This is a genomic window from Roseateles sp. P2_H4, from assembly GCF_056403315.1.
Window position 1 is genome coordinate 1 of sequence record NZ_JBFUFR010000019.1, and the last position, 19471, is coordinate 19471.

General features: G+C 68.9%; 17 protein-coding genes and 1 tRNA gene. 8 read left to right on the forward strand and 10 right to left on the reverse strand.

What is annotated here, in order from left to right:
- Positions 1–67: 67 nt before the first annotated feature.
- The 6 genes from AC1DW3_RS15365 to AC1DW3_RS15390 all read right to left on the reverse strand — a co-directional run bounded on the left by AC1DW3_RS15365 (position 68) and on the right by AC1DW3_RS15390 (position 7429).
- On the reverse strand, positions 68–391 hold the full coding sequence (locus AC1DW3_RS15365) for a DUF1840 domain-containing protein (RefSeq protein ID WP_477932379.1): 324 nt from the start codon (positions 389–391) through the stop codon (positions 68–70).
- 238 nt (positions 392–629) lie between these two features.
- Positions 630–2705 (reverse strand): putative bifunctional diguanylate cyclase/phosphodiesterase, encoded by a 2076-nt coding sequence (locus AC1DW3_RS15370; protein ID WP_477932380.1) that lies wholly within the window; start codon positions 2703–2705, stop codon positions 630–632.
- Between the two features lie 56 nt (positions 2706–2761).
- Positions 2762–4063 (reverse strand): HD-GYP domain-containing protein, encoded by a 1302-nt coding sequence (locus AC1DW3_RS15375; RefSeq protein ID WP_477932382.1) that lies wholly within the window; start codon positions 4061–4063, stop codon positions 2762–2764.
- Between the two features lie 253 nt (positions 4064–4316).
- On the reverse strand, positions 4317–5684 hold the full coding sequence (locus tag AC1DW3_RS15380; RefSeq protein WP_477932384.1) for a GH1 family beta-glucosidase: 1368 nt from the start codon (positions 5682–5684) through the stop codon (positions 4317–4319).
- 350 nt (positions 5685–6034) lie between these two features.
- Positions 6035–7075, reverse strand: coding sequence for a LacI family DNA-binding transcriptional regulator (locus tag AC1DW3_RS15385; RefSeq protein WP_477932386.1), 1041 nt, complete (start codon positions 7073–7075; stop codon positions 6035–6037).
- Positions 7076–7087: 12 nt separating this feature from the next.
- Entirely contained in the window at positions 7088–7429 is a 342-nt protein-coding gene (locus AC1DW3_RS15390) for an HU family DNA-binding protein (RefSeq protein WP_056194383.1), read from the reverse strand.
- A 131-nt stretch (positions 7430–7560) separates the two neighbouring features.
- Between AC1DW3_RS15390 and AC1DW3_RS15395 the strand changes: the two genes are divergently transcribed.
- Positions 7561–9576, forward strand: a complete 2016-nt coding sequence (locus AC1DW3_RS15395; protein ID WP_477932388.1) for a putative bifunctional diguanylate cyclase/phosphodiesterase — start codon at positions 7561–7563, stop codon at positions 9574–9576.
- A gap of 162 nt (positions 9577–9738) precedes the next feature.
- Here AC1DW3_RS15395 and AC1DW3_RS15400 read toward each other — a convergent pair.
- The 3 genes from AC1DW3_RS15400 to AC1DW3_RS15410 form a co-directional block, all read right to left on the reverse strand.
- Positions 9739–9823: transfer RNA gene (locus AC1DW3_RS15400), tRNA-Leu, on the reverse strand.
- A 54-nt stretch (positions 9824–9877) separates the two neighbouring features.
- The gene (gene amaB, locus AC1DW3_RS15405; RefSeq protein ID WP_477932390.1) at positions 9878–11398 is read right to left on the reverse strand and encodes an L-piperidine-6-carboxylate dehydrogenase; all 1521 of its coding nucleotides are present in this window, start codon (positions 11396–11398) and stop codon (positions 9878–9880) included.
- 8 nt (positions 11399–11406) lie between these two features.
- Complete coding sequence (locus AC1DW3_RS15410; protein ID WP_477932392.1) at positions 11407–12501, reverse strand: saccharopine dehydrogenase family protein; 1095 nt, start codon at positions 12499–12501, stop codon at positions 11407–11409.
- A 122-nt stretch (positions 12502–12623) separates the two neighbouring features.
- Between AC1DW3_RS15410 and AC1DW3_RS15415 the strand changes: the two genes are divergently transcribed.
- The 3 genes from AC1DW3_RS15415 (at position 12624) to AC1DW3_RS15425 (ending at position 14532) form a co-directional block, all read left to right on the forward strand.
- Positions 12624–13088, forward strand: a complete 465-nt coding sequence (locus AC1DW3_RS15415) for an Lrp/AsnC family transcriptional regulator (RefSeq protein ID WP_477932394.1) — start codon at positions 12624–12626, stop codon at positions 13086–13088.
- 14 nt (positions 13089–13102) lie between these two features.
- Entirely contained in the window at positions 13103–13672 is a 570-nt protein-coding gene (locus AC1DW3_RS15420) for an NnrU family protein (RefSeq protein WP_477932396.1), read from the forward strand.
- Between the two features lie 101 nt (positions 13673–13773).
- On the forward strand, positions 13774–14532 hold the full coding sequence (locus tag AC1DW3_RS15425) for a substrate-binding periplasmic protein (protein ID WP_477932398.1): 759 nt from the start codon (positions 13774–13776) through the stop codon (positions 14530–14532).
- A 13-nt stretch (positions 14533–14545) separates the two neighbouring features.
- On the opposite strand, the gene AC1DW3_RS15430 is transcribed toward AC1DW3_RS15425, so the two are convergent.
- Positions 14546–15526 carry a 2-dehydropantoate 2-reductase gene (locus tag AC1DW3_RS15430; protein WP_477932400.1) on the reverse strand — a complete coding sequence of 327 codons (981 nt, stop codon included), beginning with the start codon at positions 15524–15526 and terminating at the stop codon, positions 14546–14548.
- A gap of 342 nt (positions 15527–15868) precedes the next feature.
- On the opposite strand from AC1DW3_RS15430, the gene AC1DW3_RS15435 reads away from it, so the two are divergent.
- The 4 genes from AC1DW3_RS15435 (at position 15869) to AC1DW3_RS15450 (ending at position 19465) form a co-directional block, all read left to right on the forward strand.
- On the forward strand, positions 15869–18100 hold the full coding sequence (locus AC1DW3_RS15435; protein ID WP_477932402.1) for a C1 family peptidase: 2232 nt from the start codon (positions 15869–15871) through the stop codon (positions 18098–18100).
- Positions 18101–18198: 98 nt separating this feature from the next.
- Complete coding sequence (locus tag AC1DW3_RS15440; protein WP_477932404.1) at positions 18199–18609, forward strand: SRPBCC family protein; 411 nt, start codon at positions 18199–18201, stop codon at positions 18607–18609.
- Between the two features lie 127 nt (positions 18610–18736).
- A complete protein-coding gene (locus AC1DW3_RS15445) occupies positions 18737–18940 on the forward strand; it encodes a hypothetical protein (protein WP_477932406.1) in 204 nt (67 codons plus the stop codon).
- Between the two features lie 105 nt (positions 18941–19045).
- The gene (locus tag AC1DW3_RS15450; protein ID WP_477932408.1) at positions 19046–19465 is read left to right on the forward strand and encodes a VOC family protein; all 420 of its coding nucleotides are present in this window, start codon (positions 19046–19048) and stop codon (positions 19463–19465) included.
- Positions 19466–19471 lie beyond the last annotated feature (6 nt).

Consider the following 19471-nt stretch of genomic DNA (forward strand, 5'->3'; position numbering starts at 1 on the left):
CGCGCGGCACGGTTCCAGGCGGTCTCGCCGTGGCGGACCAGGACGAGTCGGGTGACTTGTTCGAGCACTAGACGCCCCAGACGACGTCGGCGCCCTCTTTCAGGCTGCGCTGCATCAGTTCGTGCAGCGGCCAGGCGCGCTGGCGCAGCGACACCCCCTGGCGGCGCGGCACGGCCTCGCCGGCGGCCTTGGCCTCGTCGACGCCGCGCTGGAACTGCGCCTCGTCGGCCGCCACGCCGGCTTCCAGCGCCTGGATCAGGCCCGGCAGCGCCGCCTGCTCGAGGATGCCTTGCGGGGCGGGTTCACGCCCCATCAGGCGCAGCACGGCATCGGCCGAGTCGGCCATCATGATGACGTCGGCGCCAGCCTTGGATTTGAAGCGGTAGAGCATGGCGGCATTGTGCGCGTGTACGTATGCAGGCCGAGCGCCGGGCCGCTCCCTAGCCGGTCCGTCAGGCGATGTGCTTGCGGCTCGATGCCGCAAGCATCGCCGTCCCCTCGGGGGCTGAGGCCGGCCCAGTGGGCGCGACGTGCCTGCCGAGGAGCAGCGGCACTGCAGCTGCGCGGTCTGCAAGACCGACCAGGCACGCCCGCGTTCAGCAGGGCGGGACTGGGCGAGGGGTACCGCCTCAGCCGCTGGCGAGCCCTAGCCAGCCGGACACCGGCGTGTCGACGACGTGGCGGCGCGGGCGCACGCGGCGCTCGAATTCATCCGGCGGCAGTGGCCTGGCGAACAGATAGCCCTGGAATTCGTGGCAGCCCGCCTGGGCCAGGAAGTCGCGCTGCGCCTCGGTTTCGACGCCTTCGGCGATGACCTGCAGGCCCAGGGCCCGGCCCATCTGCACGATGGCGTTGGCGATGCCGACGTCGCTGGCATCGTTGGGCAGGCCCTGCACGAAGCTGCGGTCGATCTTCAGGCGCTGGATGGGGAAGCGCTTCAGATAGCCCAGCGACGAATACCCGGTGCCGAAGTCGTCGATGGACAGCGTCACGCCCAGCGCCGCCAGCGAGCGCATGCGCTTCAGGGCCTCCTCGGCATCCCCCAGCAGCACGCCCTCGGTGAGTTCCAGCTCGAGCAGGCTGGCCGGCAGCATGGCTTCGCGCAGGGCCTCGGCCACGGTCTCGACGAAATGGGCCTGCTGGAACTGCAGCGCCGACACGTTGACGGCGACGGGCATGCGCAGGCCGCGGCCCAGCCAATGGGCGGCCTGGCCGACCGCCTCGCGCAGCACCCATTCGCCGATGGCGACGACGAAGCCGCTCTCCTCGGCCAGCGGAATGAATTCGGCGGGCGAGATGTCGCCGCGCTGCGGGTCGCGCCAGCGGATCAGCGCCTCGGCGCCGATGACGCGGTCGCTGCCCAGTTCGACCTGCGGCTGGTAGTGCAGGCGAAAGCGCCCTTCGGCCAGGGCCTGGCGCATGTCATGGTCCAGGCGCATGCGCGACAGCAGGTCGACTTCCTTGCGCGGCACATGGAAACGGAAACCCGCGCGGCCACTCTCCTTGACCCAGTGCATGGCGCGCTCGGCGCTGGCCATCAATTCGTCGGGCGAGCTGCCATCGCTGGGATAGAGCGCGATGCCGCAACTGGCGGTGACGGTGAAGCTCAACGTRTCGAAACTGAAGGGCTGGGCCAGCAGTTGCTGCACGTGGCGGGCGGCAGCCTCGGCCTCCAACATGTTGGCGCCGTCGATGAGCAGCGCGAATTCGTCGCCACCCAGGCGGGCCAGGGTGTCATTGGCACCCACCGCGCCGCGCAGGCGCTCGACGACGTCGCGCAGCACGCGGTCGCCATAGCTGTGGCCCAGGGTGTCGTTGATCTGCTTGAAACGATCCAGGTCCAGGTGCAGCAACGCGAAGGCAGGCGCCGGCTCGCCGGTCTCGACGGCCGCCATCTGCTGCACGATGCGGTCGGCGAGCGCGCGGCGGTTGGGCGCACCGGTCAGCGCGTCGGAGCGGCCGAGTTCCTCGATGCGCTGGTGGGCGGCCAGCTTCTCGCTGAGGTCGCGGAATGAAAAGACCCGCCCGATGGGCTCGCCGCGGCTCATCTGCGGCAGCGAGACCTGCTCCAGCACGCGGCCGTCGGCCAGGCGCAGCATGTCGCTGGAGCGCATCAGCGGCGCGTCCAGCAGGGCCTCGATGCGCAGCCGGTACTGCTCGCCGTCGCGCATGACGCGCTGCAGGCTCAGCCACAGGCCGGCGTCGCCGGGTTCGTGCAGCAGGCCGCCGGGCAGGCCCCAGAGCTTGGCGAAGCGGCGGTTGAAGCTGCGCACGCGGCCGCCCAGGTCGACGACGAGGATGCCGTCGGCGGTGGATTCCAGCGTGGCACGCAGTTCGGCCAGCAGCGTCTCGCGCTCGGCTTCGGCGCGGCGGCGGCGCGTCTGGTCGTGCAGCAGCACCAGCCAGTAGCGGCCACCCTCGGGCGTGTGGACGGGGCTGATGCTGCGGCTGACCCAGCGCGGCTGGCCGTCGCTGTGCGTCAGCACCGTGTCGGAGCGGATGCGGGCGAAGGGGTCGCGCGCGGCGCCCTGCCAGAAGGCTTCGTCTTCCAGCGACCCGCACAGGGCCGCCGGTGGCTGGCCGAGCGCGCGTTCCGGCTTGAGGCCGAGCAGGCGCAGCGCCGCGCGGTTGACGGCATTGACCGTCAGGCTTTCGCCATCCACCAGCCAGGCCGGCTCGGGCAGGCCCTCCAGCATGGCGCTCATCACGGACGGCGCCTCAACKACGCGGGGCAAGGCCGGGTTCGCCTCGCGGCCGGCGTTCACGCGGCCAACTCCCCTGGTCCCGTACTCGCGGCGTCAAAGAAGTAGGCGATGCGTGCCCGGGGGCTGAGGTAGTCCAGCGAAGCCCGCGGCAGGAACTGGGGCTTGAGGCTGCGGCGGATGCCGAGGTCGGGCATCTCTTCCAGGTTGAGGATCAGCGCCTCTTCCTTGGCGACCTTGATGTCATGGACCATGACGCGCGGCTTCAGCGGGCGCGCCGAATTGACGGACACGACCAGCGCGTAGCGGTCGTCGGTCAGCTGCACGGTGGAGCCCGGCGGGTAGACGCCCATCATGCGGATGAAGGCGTTCAGCATGGTCGCGTCGAAACGGTTGCGGCCCTGCGCGAACATCAGCGACAGCGCCTCATGGGGCGTCATCGCCTTGGACGTGATCAGCGGGTTGCACAGGCCGTCGAAGCGGTTGACCAGGGCGACGATGCGCGCGCCGGTGCTCATGCGGTCCATGTTGATGCGCTGCGGGAAGCCGCTGCCATCGGCGTGCTCGTGGTGCTGGGCGACGATGAGCAGCGGGCCGGGCGCCAGGCCCATGGTCTGGGCAATGGCCACGCCCTTGACGACGTGCTGCTGGTAGGCCTGGGTTTCGGCGGCCGTGAAGCTCTCGTCGCGGTGGCGCAGGCGCGCCGCGACCTCGAGCTTGCCGACGTCATGCAGCAGCGAGCCGACGCCCAGATCCATCATCTCGTCACGGCCGAGGCCAAAGGCGCGGCCGAGCAGCAGGGCAATGATGCAGACGTTCAGCGCATGCGCCGTGCTGCGGTCACCGGCGGCTTCGTTGAGCAGCCGCATGTTCAGATCACCCTCGACCAGCATCTTGTCCAGCAAGGCGGCGGTCAGGGCCTCGGCCTGGGTGCGGGCGGCATGGGGGTCGGCCTGGACCGTGTCCATGACACCGCGAAAACCATCGGCGGCTTCGCCGTACTGCTCCTCGCACAGGCGCAGCGCTTCGCGCTGGGCGGCCAGCGCGCGGCGATGGGCTTCACGGGCCAGGTCTTCGGGGCTGGGCTGGGTTGGGACAGAGGTTTCGGACCCGTCGGCAGCATCGGCGCCCGCGGCAACCACGGCGCCCTCGGGCGACTGCAGCGACAGGTCGCTCTTGGCCGGGCTCCAGCGCACCTGGGTCAGGCCAAGGCGGCGCAGGATCAGCAGCTGGTCGCTGGACGCGATCTTGAAGCTGGACAACGGAAAGGGATGCGACATCCAGCCGAGATCCAGATGAATGAACATCCCGACCGTCAACTGGCTGACATCGATCAGTGGATCGCTGGTTCTATCCTGCATTCGCTCAAAGCCCGTGCGCCGGGCACCCTCGACTCGGCCCGAGCTCCGGCAAACTTGCCGCAGTGCTCGAACCGGTCTCCTGCTATACGTCAAATCGGCCGGTCGCGCCTGCTGCTGCCTGGGAAAAATCCCGGGCAAGGCGCAAGTCGGAGCTTAGCGCCTGAACGTGACCGATTTCCCGCCGCTTAGTCGGGGCAAACGCGGAGGAATGCATACCGGAAGGCCTGCGTGAAGCTTCGCCGGCCGCTCCGCTTCAGCGGTGCTTGTGGTGCTGGGCGATGAAGTCGCGATACCAGTGGGCACTGTCCTTGAGCAGGCGCTGCTGGCTCGCATAGTTGACATGGACGAGGCCGAAGCGCTTGTCGTAGCCGGAATTCCACTCGAAGTTGTCCAGCAGGCTCCAGTAGAAATAACCGCGCACATCGGCGCCCAGGCTCATGGCGGTGGCCAGGGCCTGCAGATGGGCGGACAGATAGGCGATGCGCTCGGCATCGGGCACATGCGGCTTGGGGCCGTCGACGACGCGGTCGGCATTGGCCATGCCGTTCTCGGTGATGAACATCGGCGGCGGGTTGTACTCGCGGGCCAGGCGCACCAGGTGCTGGGCGAAGACCTCGGGCACGATCTCCCAGCCCATGTCGGTGAAGCCGCGCTTGCCCGGGCCCGGCACGGTCTTGCCGTCGGCGCCGAAGAGGCTGCGCGTGTAGAAGTTGATGCCGAGGAAATCCAGCGGCTGGCGGATGCGCTCCAGGTCGCCGGCCTCGACCAGCGGAGCGTCGGCGCCGACGTACTCGAAAGCATCGGCCGGGTAGGCGCCGCGGAAGATCGGGTCCATATACCAGCGCACGTTCAAGCCGTCGTCGATGCGCGCGGCGCGGCGGTCCGCCTCATTCGGCGTGGCCGGGAAGGACGGCGTGTGGTTGAGGACGATGCCCAGCCGGGTCTTGGTGACGGCGCGCATCGCGGCGATCGCCTCACCATGGGACAGCATCAAGTGGTGGGCCACCTGCAGACTCTCGGCGCGGCTGGTACGACCCGGGGCGAACTGGGCGGTCTCGTAGCCCAGCGTTGCCGTGCACCAGGGCTCGTTGTGCGTCGCGATGCTGGCCAGGCGGTCGCCGAAGCGGCGCGCGATTTCGGCACCGTAGTCGGCGAAACGGCCGACGACGCCGCGCGACAGCCAGCCGCCGATGCTCTCGTCCAGGGCCTGCGGCAGGTCCCAGTGGTAGAGCGTGCCGTGGGGCTGGATGCCGGCCTCCAGCAGCGCATCGATGAGGCGGTCATAGAAGGCGAAGCCGGCTTCGTTCCAGGCGCCCTCGCCCAGCGGCTGCACGCGCGGCCAGCTGAAGCTGAAGCGGTAGCAGTCCAGGCCCAGGCCCTTCATCAAGGCGACGTCGTCGCGGAAGCGGTGGTAGTGGTCGCAGGCGACGTCGATGTTGGAGGCGTCCTTGATGCGGCCGGGTTGGCGGCAGAAATGGTCCCAGATGGACGCGGCCTTGCCGTCCTCGAAGGCCGCGCCCTCGATCTGCGCCGCGCTGGTGGCGACACCCCAGAGGAAACCGGGCGGGAAGGACTGGGCCAGGGCGGCAGGGTCGATGCGATCGAGATTGGAAAGAGGCATGGTGGCGGAGCCGTGGCGGGCTGGCTGACGGGCGATGAGGCGGGAAGACGGGGGAAAAGCGGCACTGGCACCAGTACCGCGACGAACGGGTCGGGTCAGGGCGCCGGGCCGGGCGAGCCCGCCGGGCAGGGGCAGCGTTTCATGGTGTCTCCTGTGTTGTTCGAGCTGCGCTTGCCACTGGCAACCCACTCGTTTTCATGGGCAGCAACGTGGCGGCCGCGGCCGCAGTCCTGGCTGCACGGCGGCAATCTTGCCCGAACGATGACAACGCTGTCAATACGCGCTGATAGCGATACCGCTTGCCGCTTCAGGCGGCGGAACAACGCGGAAGGTCGGGGAGGCGCGCGGGCTCAGCGGGCGCGCGTGGAGTCCCGCACGACGAGTTCGTGCGGCAGCACCTTGTGCAGGTCGACCTCATCAGTGGAGGCGGCCACACCGCCAGCCCGCGGGCCCGTGACCAACATTTCCACCGCCATGCGCGCCATCTCGGCCACCGGCTGGCGCACCGTGGTCAGCGGCGGCCAGACCAGCGCCGCCGTCGGCGAATCGTCGAAACCGGCCACCGACAACTCGTTGGGCACGGCCAGACCCAGGCGCTGGGCCGCGGCAAGCACGCCCAGGGCCATGTCGTCGTTGCTGGCGAACACGGCGGTCGGGCGCTGGCGGCGGCTCAGCAGCTGGTGGGCGGCCTCGCGGCCACTCTCGAACGTGAAGGCGCCGGGCTGCAGCAGTTCGGGGTCGGGTTCCAGGCCATGCGCGCGCAGCGCGTTGACGAAGCCCTGGTAGCGCGCCGCACTGGCCGACTGGTCGGGCGGCCCCTTGATGAAGGCGATGCGCTGATGGCCCAGGCTGAGCAGCAGATTGGTGATTTCCTCGGCCGCGTGGACATCGTCCATGCGCACCGAAGGGACGCCGCGCAGGTCGCGCTCGGGCGACATCAGCACGCAGGGCGTGCCGTTCTCGCGCAGCGCGGCCAGCACCTCGGGGTTGTCGCACAGCGGCGGCGTCAGGATCATGCCGTCGGGCCGCAGCGCCATCACCATGCGGTCGATCTGCTGGCGCAGGTCGGGCGCATCGTTGTGAAGTGACTCGACAACGAGGTGATATCCCAGCTCGCGGCATCGCAGCGTGGCACCTTGCTGCACGCTGCCGACGAAGATCGCGCTGGGGTCGTAATAGAGCAGGCCGATCAGRAAGGACCGTCCGCCTGCGAGGCTGCGCGCCGACTGCTTGGGTCGGTAGCGCAGCGCCTCCACCACCTTGAGCACCTGATCCCGGGTGGTTTCATGCACGCCGGGTTCATGGTTGAGCACGCGCGACACCGTCTTGATCGAGACGCCCGCCTCGCGGGCGACGTCGACGATGGTGGGGCTGGTGCCGCGCGGACTCATGGGCACGAAGAATTACTTCTTCTTGGCCTTGGCGGCCGGCTTGGCGGCGGGCTTGGCAGCGGCCTTCTTGGCAGCAGCCTTGGGATCCACGGCAGCCTTGAAGCCGGCACCAGCGGTGAACTTGGGCAGCTTGGCGGCGGCGATCTTGATCTTGGCGCCGGTGCTGGGGTTCACGCCGTTGCGGGCGGCACGTGCGTGCTGCTTGAAGGAGCCGAAGCCCGGGATCGACACCGCACCACCCTTTTTGACGGTGGTGACGATGGCGTCCAGCAGGGTCTCGAGGACGCGGCCGGCTTCAGCCTTGCTCAGCTCGTGCTTGGCGGCCAGGTGTTCGATCAGATCGGTCTTGTTCATGCGGGGGGTCTCGTCCAAAAACGCGCCCGAACGACTCGGGCGGGCGCGATTGTGGCTTATCGCGCGAGGCATACAGTCTCGGCAGAGTCCCGTATCCATCGTCGATGTCCGCCCACGTGCATTTTTCCTCTTTGCTCGACGCTCTGCCCCAGCAGGTGTGGAAGGCCGACGCCCAGGGTCGCCTGCTGTGGATGAACGCCCGCCTGGCCGAAGCGCTGAACCGCCCCGCCCTGCCGGCGCCCCTGACCCAATGCCTGCACGCGGACGACCGCGCCCCCTTCACCGAGCGCTGGGCCGCGGCGCAGCGCAGTGGCCGCTTCGAGATGGAGTACCGCCTCGGCACGAACTGGGTGCTGGCCCAGGCCCAGCGCCTGCCGGACTCGCCTCTGTGGCTGGGCACGCACACCGACATCAACTCGCGGCGCGCCGTCGAGACGCGGCTGCGCGAGTCCGACGAGGTCTGGAAGCTGGCGCTGGAATGCAGCGGCGACGGCGTCTGGGACTGGCATGTGCAGGTGGGCACAGAATATTTCTCCGACCGCTATCTGCGCCTGTACGGCTTCGAGCCCGGTGATGTGGACGCGACGCCCGAGGCCTTCGATGCACGCACGCATCCCGACGACCTGGCGCAGATGGACAAGGACCGCGAAGACCATTTCGCCGGCCGCACGGCGCTGTACCGCAACGAGCACCGCGTGCTGGCCAAGGACGGCAGCTGGAAATGGATCCTGAGCCGCGGCATGGTCATCGCGCGGGATGCGGCGGGCAAGCCGCTGCGCATGGTCGGCACGCACACCGACATCACCGACCGCAAGCGCCAGGAGGCGCTGGTCTGGCAACAGGCGCGCGTCGACACGCTGACCGGCCTGCCCAACCGCCGTTCTCTGCGCGAGCGCATCGAGCGCGCGCTGGCCCTGCGGGCGATGCGCGGCGACGAACTCGCCGTCATGTTCGTCGACCTCGATCACTTCAAGGAAGTCAACGACTCGCTGGGCCATGACGTCGGCGACGCGCTGCTGGTGCAGGTGGCGGGGCGGCTGCAGCAGCACATGCCCACCGGTGGCGTGGTCGCGCGCATGGGGGGCGATGAATTCACGGTGCTGCTCGCAACGGACAGGGCGGCACCGGCGGCCGAGCGCGTCGGCCATCATCTGCTGCAGGCCCTGTCCGAGGCCTTCGAGGTCGTTGGCGAGCGGGTCTATGTGTCGGCCAGCATCGGCGTGAGCCTGGCGCCGCGCGATGGCGTCGAGATCGAGGCGCTGTTCAAGCATGCCGACCTGGCGTTGTACGAGGCCAAGGGTGCGGGCCGCAATCGCATGGCGATGTTCACGCCGGCCCTGCACGAGGCCGCGCAGCGCCGCACCCGCCTCGCCGCCGAACTGCGTGAAGCACTGCGGAGGGCGCAGTTCAGCCTGGTCTACCAGCCCATCCTGTCGCTGCAGGACCCGGCCGCGCCGCCGCGCAAGGCCGAGGCCTTGCTGCGCTGGACTCACCCGCAGCTGGGCGAGGTCAGCCCGGCCCAGTTCATCCCGATTGCCGAGACCAGCGGCTTCATCGTCGACATCGGCGACTGGGTCTTCCGCGAGGCCGCCGCCCAGGTGCTGGCCTGGCGGACGGCCGGGCGCGAGGGCTTCCAGATCAGCGTCAACAAGTCACCGGTGCAGTTCCTCGGCGAGCGCAGCCACCGCGTACAGCCGGACTGGGTCATGCATCTGCACGACCTGGGCCTGGCGGGCGACGCGCTGGCCGTCGAGATCACCGAAGGCCTGCTGCTGGAACGCGACGAGGCCGTGGCCGAACGGCTGCGCGCGCTGCGCGAGGCGGGGTTGGCCATCTCGCTGGACGACTTCGGCACGGGCTACTCGTCACTGAGCTATCTGCAGCACCACGACATCGACACCGTCAAGATCGATCGCAGCTTCGTGGCCGGGATCGAGAGCAGCGGCAAGGCGCTGGCGCTGTGCCGGGCCATCGTGACGATGGCGCATGAGCTGGGCATGGAGGTCGTTGCCGAAGGGGTGGAGACCGAGGCGCAGATGCTCGCTTTGAAAGCGATGGGGTGTGATTGGGGGCAGGGGTGGTGGTTTGGGAAGGGGGTTTCCGCTGCGGAATTTGAGCAGCGGTGGTTTTCCGCCCCGACGCGCTGAACGGCCCATCGAGGGCCATTCAGCGGGGACTCGGTCACGTTCCGCGACCCCGGCTTGAAGCGCAGCTTCAAGCCCTTCGAGTCCTCACGCGATGTCCACTGGACATCGCTTCCTGGTCCCCAAACGGCGAAGGCCAGCACTTGCGTGCTGGCCTTCTTCGTTTGGTGCCCAGGAGAGGACTCGAACCTCCACGGAGTTACCCGCTAGTACCTGAAACTAGTGCGTCTACCAATTCCGCCACCTGGGCTTTCAGGGAGGCCGGACTATAGCCTAGTTCTCAGCCCTCCCCGACGAAGTCGACTCAGATGTCGAACTTCACTCCCTGAGCAAGCGGCAATTCACTCGAGTAATTCACGGTGTTCGTGGTGCGGCGCATATAGGCCTTCCAGGCATCCGACCCGCTCTCGCGGCCGCCACCGGTTTCCTTTTCACCACCGAAGGCACCGCCAATTTCCGCACCGGACGTGCCGATGTTGACGTTGGCAATGCCGCAGTCGCTGCCCGATGCGCTCATGAAGCGCTCGGCCTCGCGGATGTCGGTCGTGAAGATCGCGCTCGACAGGCCTTGCGGCACGCCGTTCTGCAGCKCGATGGCTTCTTCCAGCGTCTTGTACTTCAGCGTGTACAGGATAGGCGCGAAGGTCTCGTGGCACACCACCTCGGTCTGCGACGGCATGCGCACCAGGGCCGGCACGACGTAATAGGCCTCGGGGAAGCGATCGGCCAAGGCACGTTCACCGCCACTGACCTGCCCGCCCTGCTCGCGCGCGGCGCTCAGCGCGAACTGCATCGCGTCGAAGGATTGCGCGTCGATCAGCGGACCGATCAGCGTGCCCTGCTCCACCGGCGAACCGATGGGCAGCTGGGCGCGGGCGCGGTCCAGGCGCTCGACGAGGGCGTCGTGGATACTCTCGTGAGCGATGACGCGGCGCGTCGTCGTGCAGCGCTGGCCGGCCGTGCCATAGGCGCCGAACAGGATGCCGCGCACGGCCAGTTCCAGGTCGGCGCTGGGCGTCACGATGATGGCGTTGTTGCCACCCAGCTCCAGCAGCGAGCGGCCGAAGCGGGCCGCCACGCGCGGACCGACGGCGCGACCCATGCGGGTGGAGCCGGTGGCGGAGACGAGGGCCACGCGGGCATCGTCGACCATCGCTTCACCGGCATCGGCACGGCCGATGATCAGCTCGGACAGGCCGTCAGGCGCGGTGTTGCCCGCGGCGCGGTAAGCCTTCAGTGCGCGCTCGAACAGGGCCTGCGTGGCCAGCGCGGTCAGCGGCGTCTTTTCGGACGGCTTCCACACGCAGGTGTCGCCGGCCACCAGCGCCAGGGCCGAGTTCCAGGCCCACACGGCCACCGGGAAATTGAAGGCCGAGATGATGCCGACGACACCCAGCGGCAGCCACTGTTCCATCATGCGATGGCCGGGGCGCTCGCTGGCGATGGTCAGGCCGTGCAGCTGGCGCGACAGACCGACAGCGAATTCGCAGATGTCGATCATTTCCTGGACTTCGCCCAGGCCTTCGCTGGTCACCTTGCCGGCTTCGATGGAAACCAGCTGGGCCAGTTGCGCCTTGTGGGCGCGCAGCTCTTCGCCGAACAGGCGAATCAGCTCGCCGCGCTTGGGCGCCGGCACGACACGCCAGGCCTTGAAGGCCTCGGCCGCACGGCCGACGGCCGCCTTCATGTCGGCCGCGCTGGCGGTGGACAGTTGGGCCAGCACGCTGCCGTCGATGGGCGAGCGCACGGTCAGGTCGCCCGAACTGGGCAGATGGACGCCGAGGGCGTCGAGGACGGAAAGGGTTTGTTGCTTCATGGTCCGCATTGTCCCGATCAGGAAATGGACTCGACTTGACGGCTTTGTTGATACGCCGAGCCGAAGCGGTTGGCAAGGAAGTCAGGCAGGCTGACTTCTTCCTGGCGGACAAAGCCCTTCTGCGGCAGCTTGCCTTCGCGGAACAGGTCGACGGCGGCGCAGATGCCGGCGGCGGTCGTGATCTGGATGGCGCTCAAGGGCTGGGCACCGTCACGCGTCGCGAAGATCTTGCGGGCAAAGACTTCCTGCAGCAGCACACCGTTCTTCTGGCCCGACACGGTCACGAAGACGAGCACGACGTCCTGCATGGTGGCGGGCATGCTCTTGCGCATGATGTCCTTCAGCAGGTTCTGGTCGCCCTTCAGGCCCAGGTCGCCCAGCAGGAACTGCATCAGGTCGCGGTGGCCGGGGTAGCGCACGGTCTTGTAGTCCAGGTTGCGCACCTTGCCCGCCCAGGTCTCGCACAGCGTGCCCAGGCCGCCGGAGGTGTTGAAGGCCTCGTACTCGGTGCCGTCCAGGCTGAAGTGCTCCAGGCCTTCCAGCGGCAGCGCAGAGATGGTCTCGCCCTCGTGCACGGCCTCGCAGGGGTGGCAGTACTCGTTGATGAGGCCGTCGACCGACCAGGTCAGGTTGTACTTCAGCGCATTGGTCGGGAAGGCCGGCAGGGCGCCGACACGCATCTGCACGTCGCGCACCGAGTCAAAGCCGCTGGCCAGATGGTGGGCCACGATGCCGATGAAGCCCGGCGCCAGGCCGCACTGCGGCATGAAGGCGGTCTTGGCGCCCTCGGCCATCTTCATGATGGCCTTGGTGGCGGCCACGTCCTCGGTCAGATCGAAGTAGTGGCAGCCGCACTCCAGCGCCAGTTCGGCGGCGGTGATGGCCAGGTGGTAGGGCAGCGCGTTGACGACGGCATCCTTGCCACGCAACTGTGCGGCCAGCGCGGCGCGGTTGTCGCTGTCGACCTCGGCGGTGGCGATGCCCTCGGCAGCCAGCACCTTCAGATAGCCGGGGTTCTTGTCCAGCACGGTCACCTGGTAGTCGCCGGTGGCGTGCAGCAGGCGGGCGATGGTCTGGCCGATGTGGCCGGCGCCGAGCAGGGCGATCTTCATGGGGTGCTCCGTGTCGAGGGATTGAACTGGGCCGCACTCTAGGCAGGGTCGCTGACGAAAGAAAGCATCACTCCGACGAAAGCAATTGTTGTTTCGACGATTCGTCGCGATGATTCGTCGTTATGGATGAATTGCGGGTAAACCCGATAACCTCGACGGACGACCTCGACCGCCGCCTGATCCTGCTGTTGCAGGCCAATGCGCGGGAGAGCACGGCCACCCTCGCGCGCAAGCTGGGCGTCGCGCGCACCACCGTCGTCGCGCGGCTTGCCCGGCTGGAGGCCAGCGGCCGCATCGTGGGCTACACGGCGCGGCTGGGCGGCGACGAAGCGGGGCGCAGCGTGCAGGCCTTCGTCGGCATCACCGTCAGCCCCAAGGCCGGACGCGAGGTGGTCAAGCGGCTAGCAGAACTGCCCGAGTTGCGCCAGCTCGCCTCCGTCAGTGGTGAGTTCGACTACATGGCGCTGCTGCGCGCCGACACTACGGCCCGGCTCGACGCCCTGCTCGACGAGATCGGCGAGATCGACGGCGTGCTGCGCACCAACAGCTCGGTGGTGCTGGCGCTTCGAGTCGACAGACAGACCTGAACTGGAGACCTTCGATGACCTGGCTTGCCCTCGGCCTTGCCCTCTTCCTCGGCATCCACCTGACCCGCGCGCTGGCGCCGCGATGGCGCGAGGCGCAGATGGCCCGCATCAGCGAGAAGGGCTGGAAGGGCCTTTACACCCTCGTGTCCCTGGTCGGCTTCGGCCTGATCCTGTGGGGCTTCTCGCAGGCGCGGCTGCAACCCGTCGTGCTGTGGGCGCCGATCCGCGGCATGAACCACGCTGCAGCCGCGCTGATGTTGATCGCGATGATCCTGATGGCCGCGGCCTATGTGCCGCGCAACCACTTCAAGGCCAAGCTGCAGCACCCCATGACGCTGTCGGTCAAGGTCTGGGCCTTCGCCCACCTGCTGGCCAACAACACGCTGGCCGATGTGATGCTGTTCGGCAGCTTCCTGGTCTGGTCCATCCTCGTCTTCCGCGCAGCGCGGCGGCGACCGGCGCCGGCGGCAGCGCCCGGCACCGTGGTGGGCACGCTGGCCACCATCGCCGTCGGCTTCGCGCTGTGGGCCTTCTTCGCGTTCTGGGCCCATGCGGCGTGGCTGGGCATCGCGCCGCTGGGATAGGCGGCACACGTCCAGGAACCTGGGGCCTCGGCGAGGCCCTGCGCGCGCAGCGGTACGCGTAGACTCGAAGGTAGATGATTCGCCGCTCTTGGATGTGCTTTTTGGCCTGCCTTCTGGGCCTGGCGGCAACGGTCGCCACCGCGGCAGACGCCCAGGCCAGGCCCTTCACTGCCTGCGGCGAACCCGGCATCGGGCCGCCCTGGCTGTACCGCACGCCGGGCCAACCGCAGCAGATGAGCGGCTTCCTCGTCGATCTCTGGCCGCCGCTGTTTGCCAGGCTCGGCGTCGAACTCCAGCTCATCGACCTGCCCTTCAAGCGCTGCCTGCGCGCGGTCGCTTCCGGCGAGATCGATTTCGCGCTCGCCGCCTACTACGACGACGAGCGCAGCAAGACGCTGGCCTTCTCCAAGCCCTACAAGACCTTCACGCCCCAGGTCTTCTTCCGCGCTGCGCAGCCGCTGAACATTGCCGACCGCGCCGGGCTGAAGCGCTGGCGCGGCTGCGGCAAGAACGGCTCGACCTATGCCCACTACGGGTTGGGACCGAAAGACCTCGACCAAGGCGCGCGCAACTACCAGCAGCTGATCGAAAAACTGCTGCTCGGCCGCTGCGACTACTTTGTCGAAGAACTCGAAGTCATCGAGCAGTGGGAACTCGGCAAGGTCAACCATCTGGCCACGCCGGGGCTGGCTCACGCGCCGTTGGCGGACGTGCCCCCGCCGGCCTTCCATGTGGTGGCCGCACGCGGCAGCGCGGCGGCTGAGTTGCTACCGCGCCTGGACGCCGCCTTCGCCGAGGCCATGCGCAAAGGCGACGTGGCGCGACACTGGAAGCGCCACGCGGGCCAGTTGCCCTACTGACAGGCCGCGAGACTCAGGCGGCCGACGCGCCGCGGCACCGGTCCATCAGCCTCGTCAACCCCAGCAAGGCATCCAGCATCGGCGTCGCCACCCCCAGTTGCTGCGCGAGCTCGCGCGGTGCGGCCAGCAGGGCGTCGGTTTCGATGGCCCGCCCGGCCTCGATGTCCTGCAGCATGGAGGTCTTGAAGGCGCCGAGCGAGCGCGTGATCGCGTGCCGGTCCTGCGGTGTCTGGGAGATCGGGCAGCCCATGCGCTCACCCACTTCGGCCGCCTCGCCCATGATGGCCGTCGTGAAATCGCGCACGAGGTCGTCGTCGAGGATGCGATCGGTCGTCGCGCGCGTCAGCGCCGAGACCGGGTTGGTGGTCATATTGCCCCACAGCTTGTACCAGGCGTCACGCTGGATGCTCTCCGCGGCCTTGGCCTCGAAACCGGCATTGCCGAGCAGCGTTGCCAGCGCATCGACCGCCGCACTCGCGCCGCCCACGGCCTCGCCGATCAACAGGCCGTTGCCCATCACATGGCGGACATGCCCCGGCGCCTCGGTGAAGCAGCTCGCATGGACGACGCAGCCAACGACGCGCTCGGGCGGAATCAGCGCGGCGATGCGGCCGTCCGGGTCCACGCTCTGCAGCATCAGCCCCTGCACCGGCAGGCCGGCCGTGAACCACCAGGGCAGGCCGTTCAACGCCGTCAGCACGCGCGTGTCGGGCCCGCAGAGCCGGGCGACCTGCGCCGCCACGCCGGCGATGGCCGGGCCCTTGACGGCGAGGATGACGAGATCCTGCAGGCCGAGCTCGGCCGCGTCGTCGCTGACACGCAACGGCGCGCGCCAGCTGTCCTCGCCGCTGTCCAGACGCAGGCCGTGCTCGCGCACGGCCGCCAGCGTGTCGCCACGCGCCAGTGCGCTGACGGCCACGCCATCCACGCGTTGCAGATGCGCGGCCATCCAGCCGCCAATGGCCCCGAGGCCGACGATGCAGACCTTAAACATGGGGGGGCCTGCTCGCCCTCAGGGGAGCGATGCGAGAGGGTCTGCGCGGGTGCAGGGCTAGGCGTGGCGCTGAAGCCCGGGCTGGCCGCCCGGGCAAGGCGCCCAACAACGCCATGCGCCCGCGCAGCCCCTCTCCCGAAGGGTTGTCACTCAAAAGCCCGCGCGCGGCGTTGCGAAGCCTCGCTGGGGACGACCCCAGCTTCGACTTCGCGCCTTGCTCGCGGGTTTTTGAGTGGCAACGCATCCGTTCCCCTGAGGGTGAGCAGGCCCCCAGTCTCGCACGTGGGCTTGTGGCCGAGATGACCCGCAGCCATGATCGCCCTCCTCTCGAGGAGACCCGCCATGGCCACCAAGCCCCGCAAGCCCGCCACTGCCAAGAAGGCCACCGCCGCCGCCGCGCCCACACCCAAACTGGACGCCCGCCCCGACCGCCTGGACCTGCGCGACCTGGTCTACCGCTCGCCGCTGCGCTCCCTGCCGGCGCGCTGGCCGCTGGACGCCGACCTGAAGCGCCTGCTGCCCGCCTATGTGAAGGCCGGCCGCATCCTCAACCAGGGCAACGAGGGCGCCTGCACCGGCTTCGGCCTGGCCTGCGTGACCAACTACCTCTACTGGCTGCGCCATCTCGACACGCCGCGTGCCCGCCTGCCCGAGCCGGTCAGCCCGCGCATGTTCTACGAGCTGGCCCGCCTCTACGACGAATGGCCCGGCCAGGACTACGAGGGTTCGTCCTGCCGCGGCGCGCTGAAGGGCTGGCACAAGCACGGCGTGTGCTCCCTCCAGCACTGGCCCTACCCCATCGACAAGCGCGGCAACGGCGTTTTCGAGCGCCCTGCCGCCGGCTGGGACGAAGACGCGACGCGGCGGCCGCTGGGCGTCTACTACCGCGTCGACAAGAGAAGCATCGTCGACATGCAGGCCGCCATCTACGAGATCGGCGCCATCTACGTGTCGGCCGACGTGCACGACGGCTGGACCGTCGACGTGACGGCCGCGCCGTCCAGCCATGCCCAGCTGCCACGCATCCAGCGCATGGCCCAGAAGACCGGCGGCCATGCCTTTGCACTGGTGGGCTTCAACGAACGCGGCTTCGTCGTGCAGAACAGCTGGGGCACGGAATGGGGCGCCAGCGGCTTCGCCATCCTGAGCTACGAGGACTGGATCACCAACGGCACCGATGCCTGGGCCGTCGCACTGGGCGTGCCGCAGGACCTGTCGGACATCAAGCCCACGCCGGCCCCGGCCGGCAAAAGCAGCAAAAGCGCCAAGGCCGGCCGCGCGGCCGCGGGGGGCTTTCGCACCATGGCCGGCCGCGGCCTGGCGGACGTCGGCCCCACGCTGCGCGACGAGGACAACCCGCGCGACGACCCCTGGCCCATCGACCATGTCTTCGCCCACAAGCCCTACCAGCCGCTGCGCACCGACGAGGCCTATACCCACACCCTGGTCTCGGGCAACGACGGCCAACTGATGGCGACCGACTTCACCCGCGCCCGCCACGACCGCGAGGGCCTGGCTAGAGAAATCATCGTCGAGCGCCCCGCCGCCTGGTTCAAGGCGAGCAAGGGCAAGACCGTCAAGCTCGCCATCTACGCCCACGGCGGGCTGAACTCCGAGGTCGGCGCCATCCAGCGCATCCGCGTGCTGGCGCCCTATTTCCTCGCCAACGGCATCTACCCGCTGTTCTTCACATGGAAGACCGGCCCCGGCGAGACGCTGAAGGACATGCTCGAAGACCTCAAGCACCGCGTCGTCGACTCGGCCGACGCCAGCGCCGGCTGGCTGGACCGCATGCGCGAGAGCGCCGGCGAGGCCAAGGACCGTGCCATCGAAGCCGTCGGCCGCCAGTTCGCGCGCGGCATCTGGAGCGAGATGCGCGAGAACGCCGAGGGCGGCGCCACGGCCGACCATGTGCTCGACCTGGCCGCCCGCATGCTGCGCGAACTGCGCGATGGCCTGGCCAAGAGCGGCAAGACGCTGGAGCTGCACCTCGCCGGCCACTCGGCCGGCTCCATCCTCATCGGCCACCTGCTCAGCCGCCTGGGCGGTGCCAACGCCGTGCAGGCCAGCAGCTGCGAGCTCTACGCGGCCGCCTGCTCCAGCGGCTTTGCCGTGCAGCACTACGGCGCGGCCCAGGAAGCCGGCGTGCTGTCGCTGGACACGCTGCGCCTGCACGTGCTGACCGATGCCAACGAGCGCTGCGATGGCCTGCCCGACGCCCGGCGCGACATCTACGGCAAGTCCCTGCTCTACCTCGTGTCGCGCGCGCTGGACGACGTCCGCAAGCAGCCGCTGCTCGGCATGGAACGCGCGCTGATGAAGCCCGACCCCGCATGGAACGACGACCAGTGGACGGGCTCGCCGAACGCGGACGTCGCCGCCTGGCTCAAGCTCTGGCCGGCCGGCGCGCTGCTGAACCGCATCACGGCGCCCAAGGTCCGCATCACCAAGGCCGGTGACCAGATCGACGCCGGCCACGGCAGCTTCGACAACAACATCGATGTGCTGACGGGCACGCTGGAGCGCATCCGCGGCGACAAGCTCGTCGCCCCGATGGAGTGGCTGGACTACTAGGGCCTGCTCACGCCACGGCGACGGTTGGAGATGTCCGAATGCGGCCGGCGCCATGCCGGTCGCGCGGTCAAGATGGCTCATCACTTCAGGAGATGGCCATGGCCTCGATCCACCGCGAAATCCTCGTCGACACGCCCGCCGCCACCCTCTGGGACGCGATGCGCGACGCCGGCGCCCTGCACACCCGCCTGGCGCCCGGCTTCATCACCGAATGCACCATGGACGGCGACGAGGCGCGCCAGCTCCGTTTCGCCAACGGCATGACGGCGCGCGAACTCATCATCGACATCGATGACTCCGCCCGCCGCATCGCCTGGTCGGCCGTCGGCGGGCGCTTGACCCACCACAACGCCTCGACGCAGATCTTTGACGAGGGCGGCGCGCGTTGCCGTGTGGTCTGGATCGCCGACCTGCTGCCCCACGCACTGGCGCCGGCCGTCGCGGGCATGATCGAAGCCGGCCTGCAGGCGATGAAGGCCCACGCCGAGGAGAGGGCATCCGCCACCTGAGGACTGCGTACCGCGCCACCATGCGCTGGTGGCACCGACGAAGTGGCTGGGCCACCGAGTTCTCGGGCGACACTGCCGGCACCGCCGCAATGGCAAAAAAAGGCACCGGCCCCGGGCCTGGCGACCGATGGACACAGCCACCATCCTCTGGGGAGTCTTGTTCGGCGCCATCGGCGCCGGCTACTTCATGTATGGCAAGAAGCAAGGCGCCTGGGTGCCGCTGGCCTGCGGCCTGGCACTGATGGTGTTTCCCTACTTCTTCTCCAACGTCTGGGCCCTGGTCGGCGTGGGCGCCCTGCTGTGCGCCATCCCCTTTTTCTACCGACCCTGACGCTGGGTTCGCACGGCCAAGCTCATCGCGGCAGAGGGTTCAGCACAAGCCCGCACCTCCCGCACATCCCGCGCGGCAGGCCGGAGCCCGCATCACAATCGCTGCATGAAATACCTGCACACCATGGTCCGCGTCAGTGACCTCGACGCCTCGCTGAAGTTCTACTGCGACGCCCTCGGCCTGCGCGAGCTGCGCCGTAGCGAGCATGAGGCGGGGCGCTTCACCCTCGTCTTCCTGGCCGCGCCCGGTGACGACTCGGCCCAGGTCGAGCTGACCTACAACTGGGACGAGAAGGGCTACACCGGCGGCCGCAACTTCGGCCACCTGGCCTATGCGGTGGACGACATCTACGCCGCCTGCCAGAAGCTGGCCGACCATGGCGTGACCATCAACCGCCCGCCCCGTGACGGCCGCATGGCCTTCGTGCGCTCGCCCGACGGCGTCTCGGTCGAACTGCTGCAGCACGGCCCGTCGCTGGCGCCCGCCGAGCCCTGGGCCTCCATGCCCAACACCGGCAGCTGGTAAGCCCGA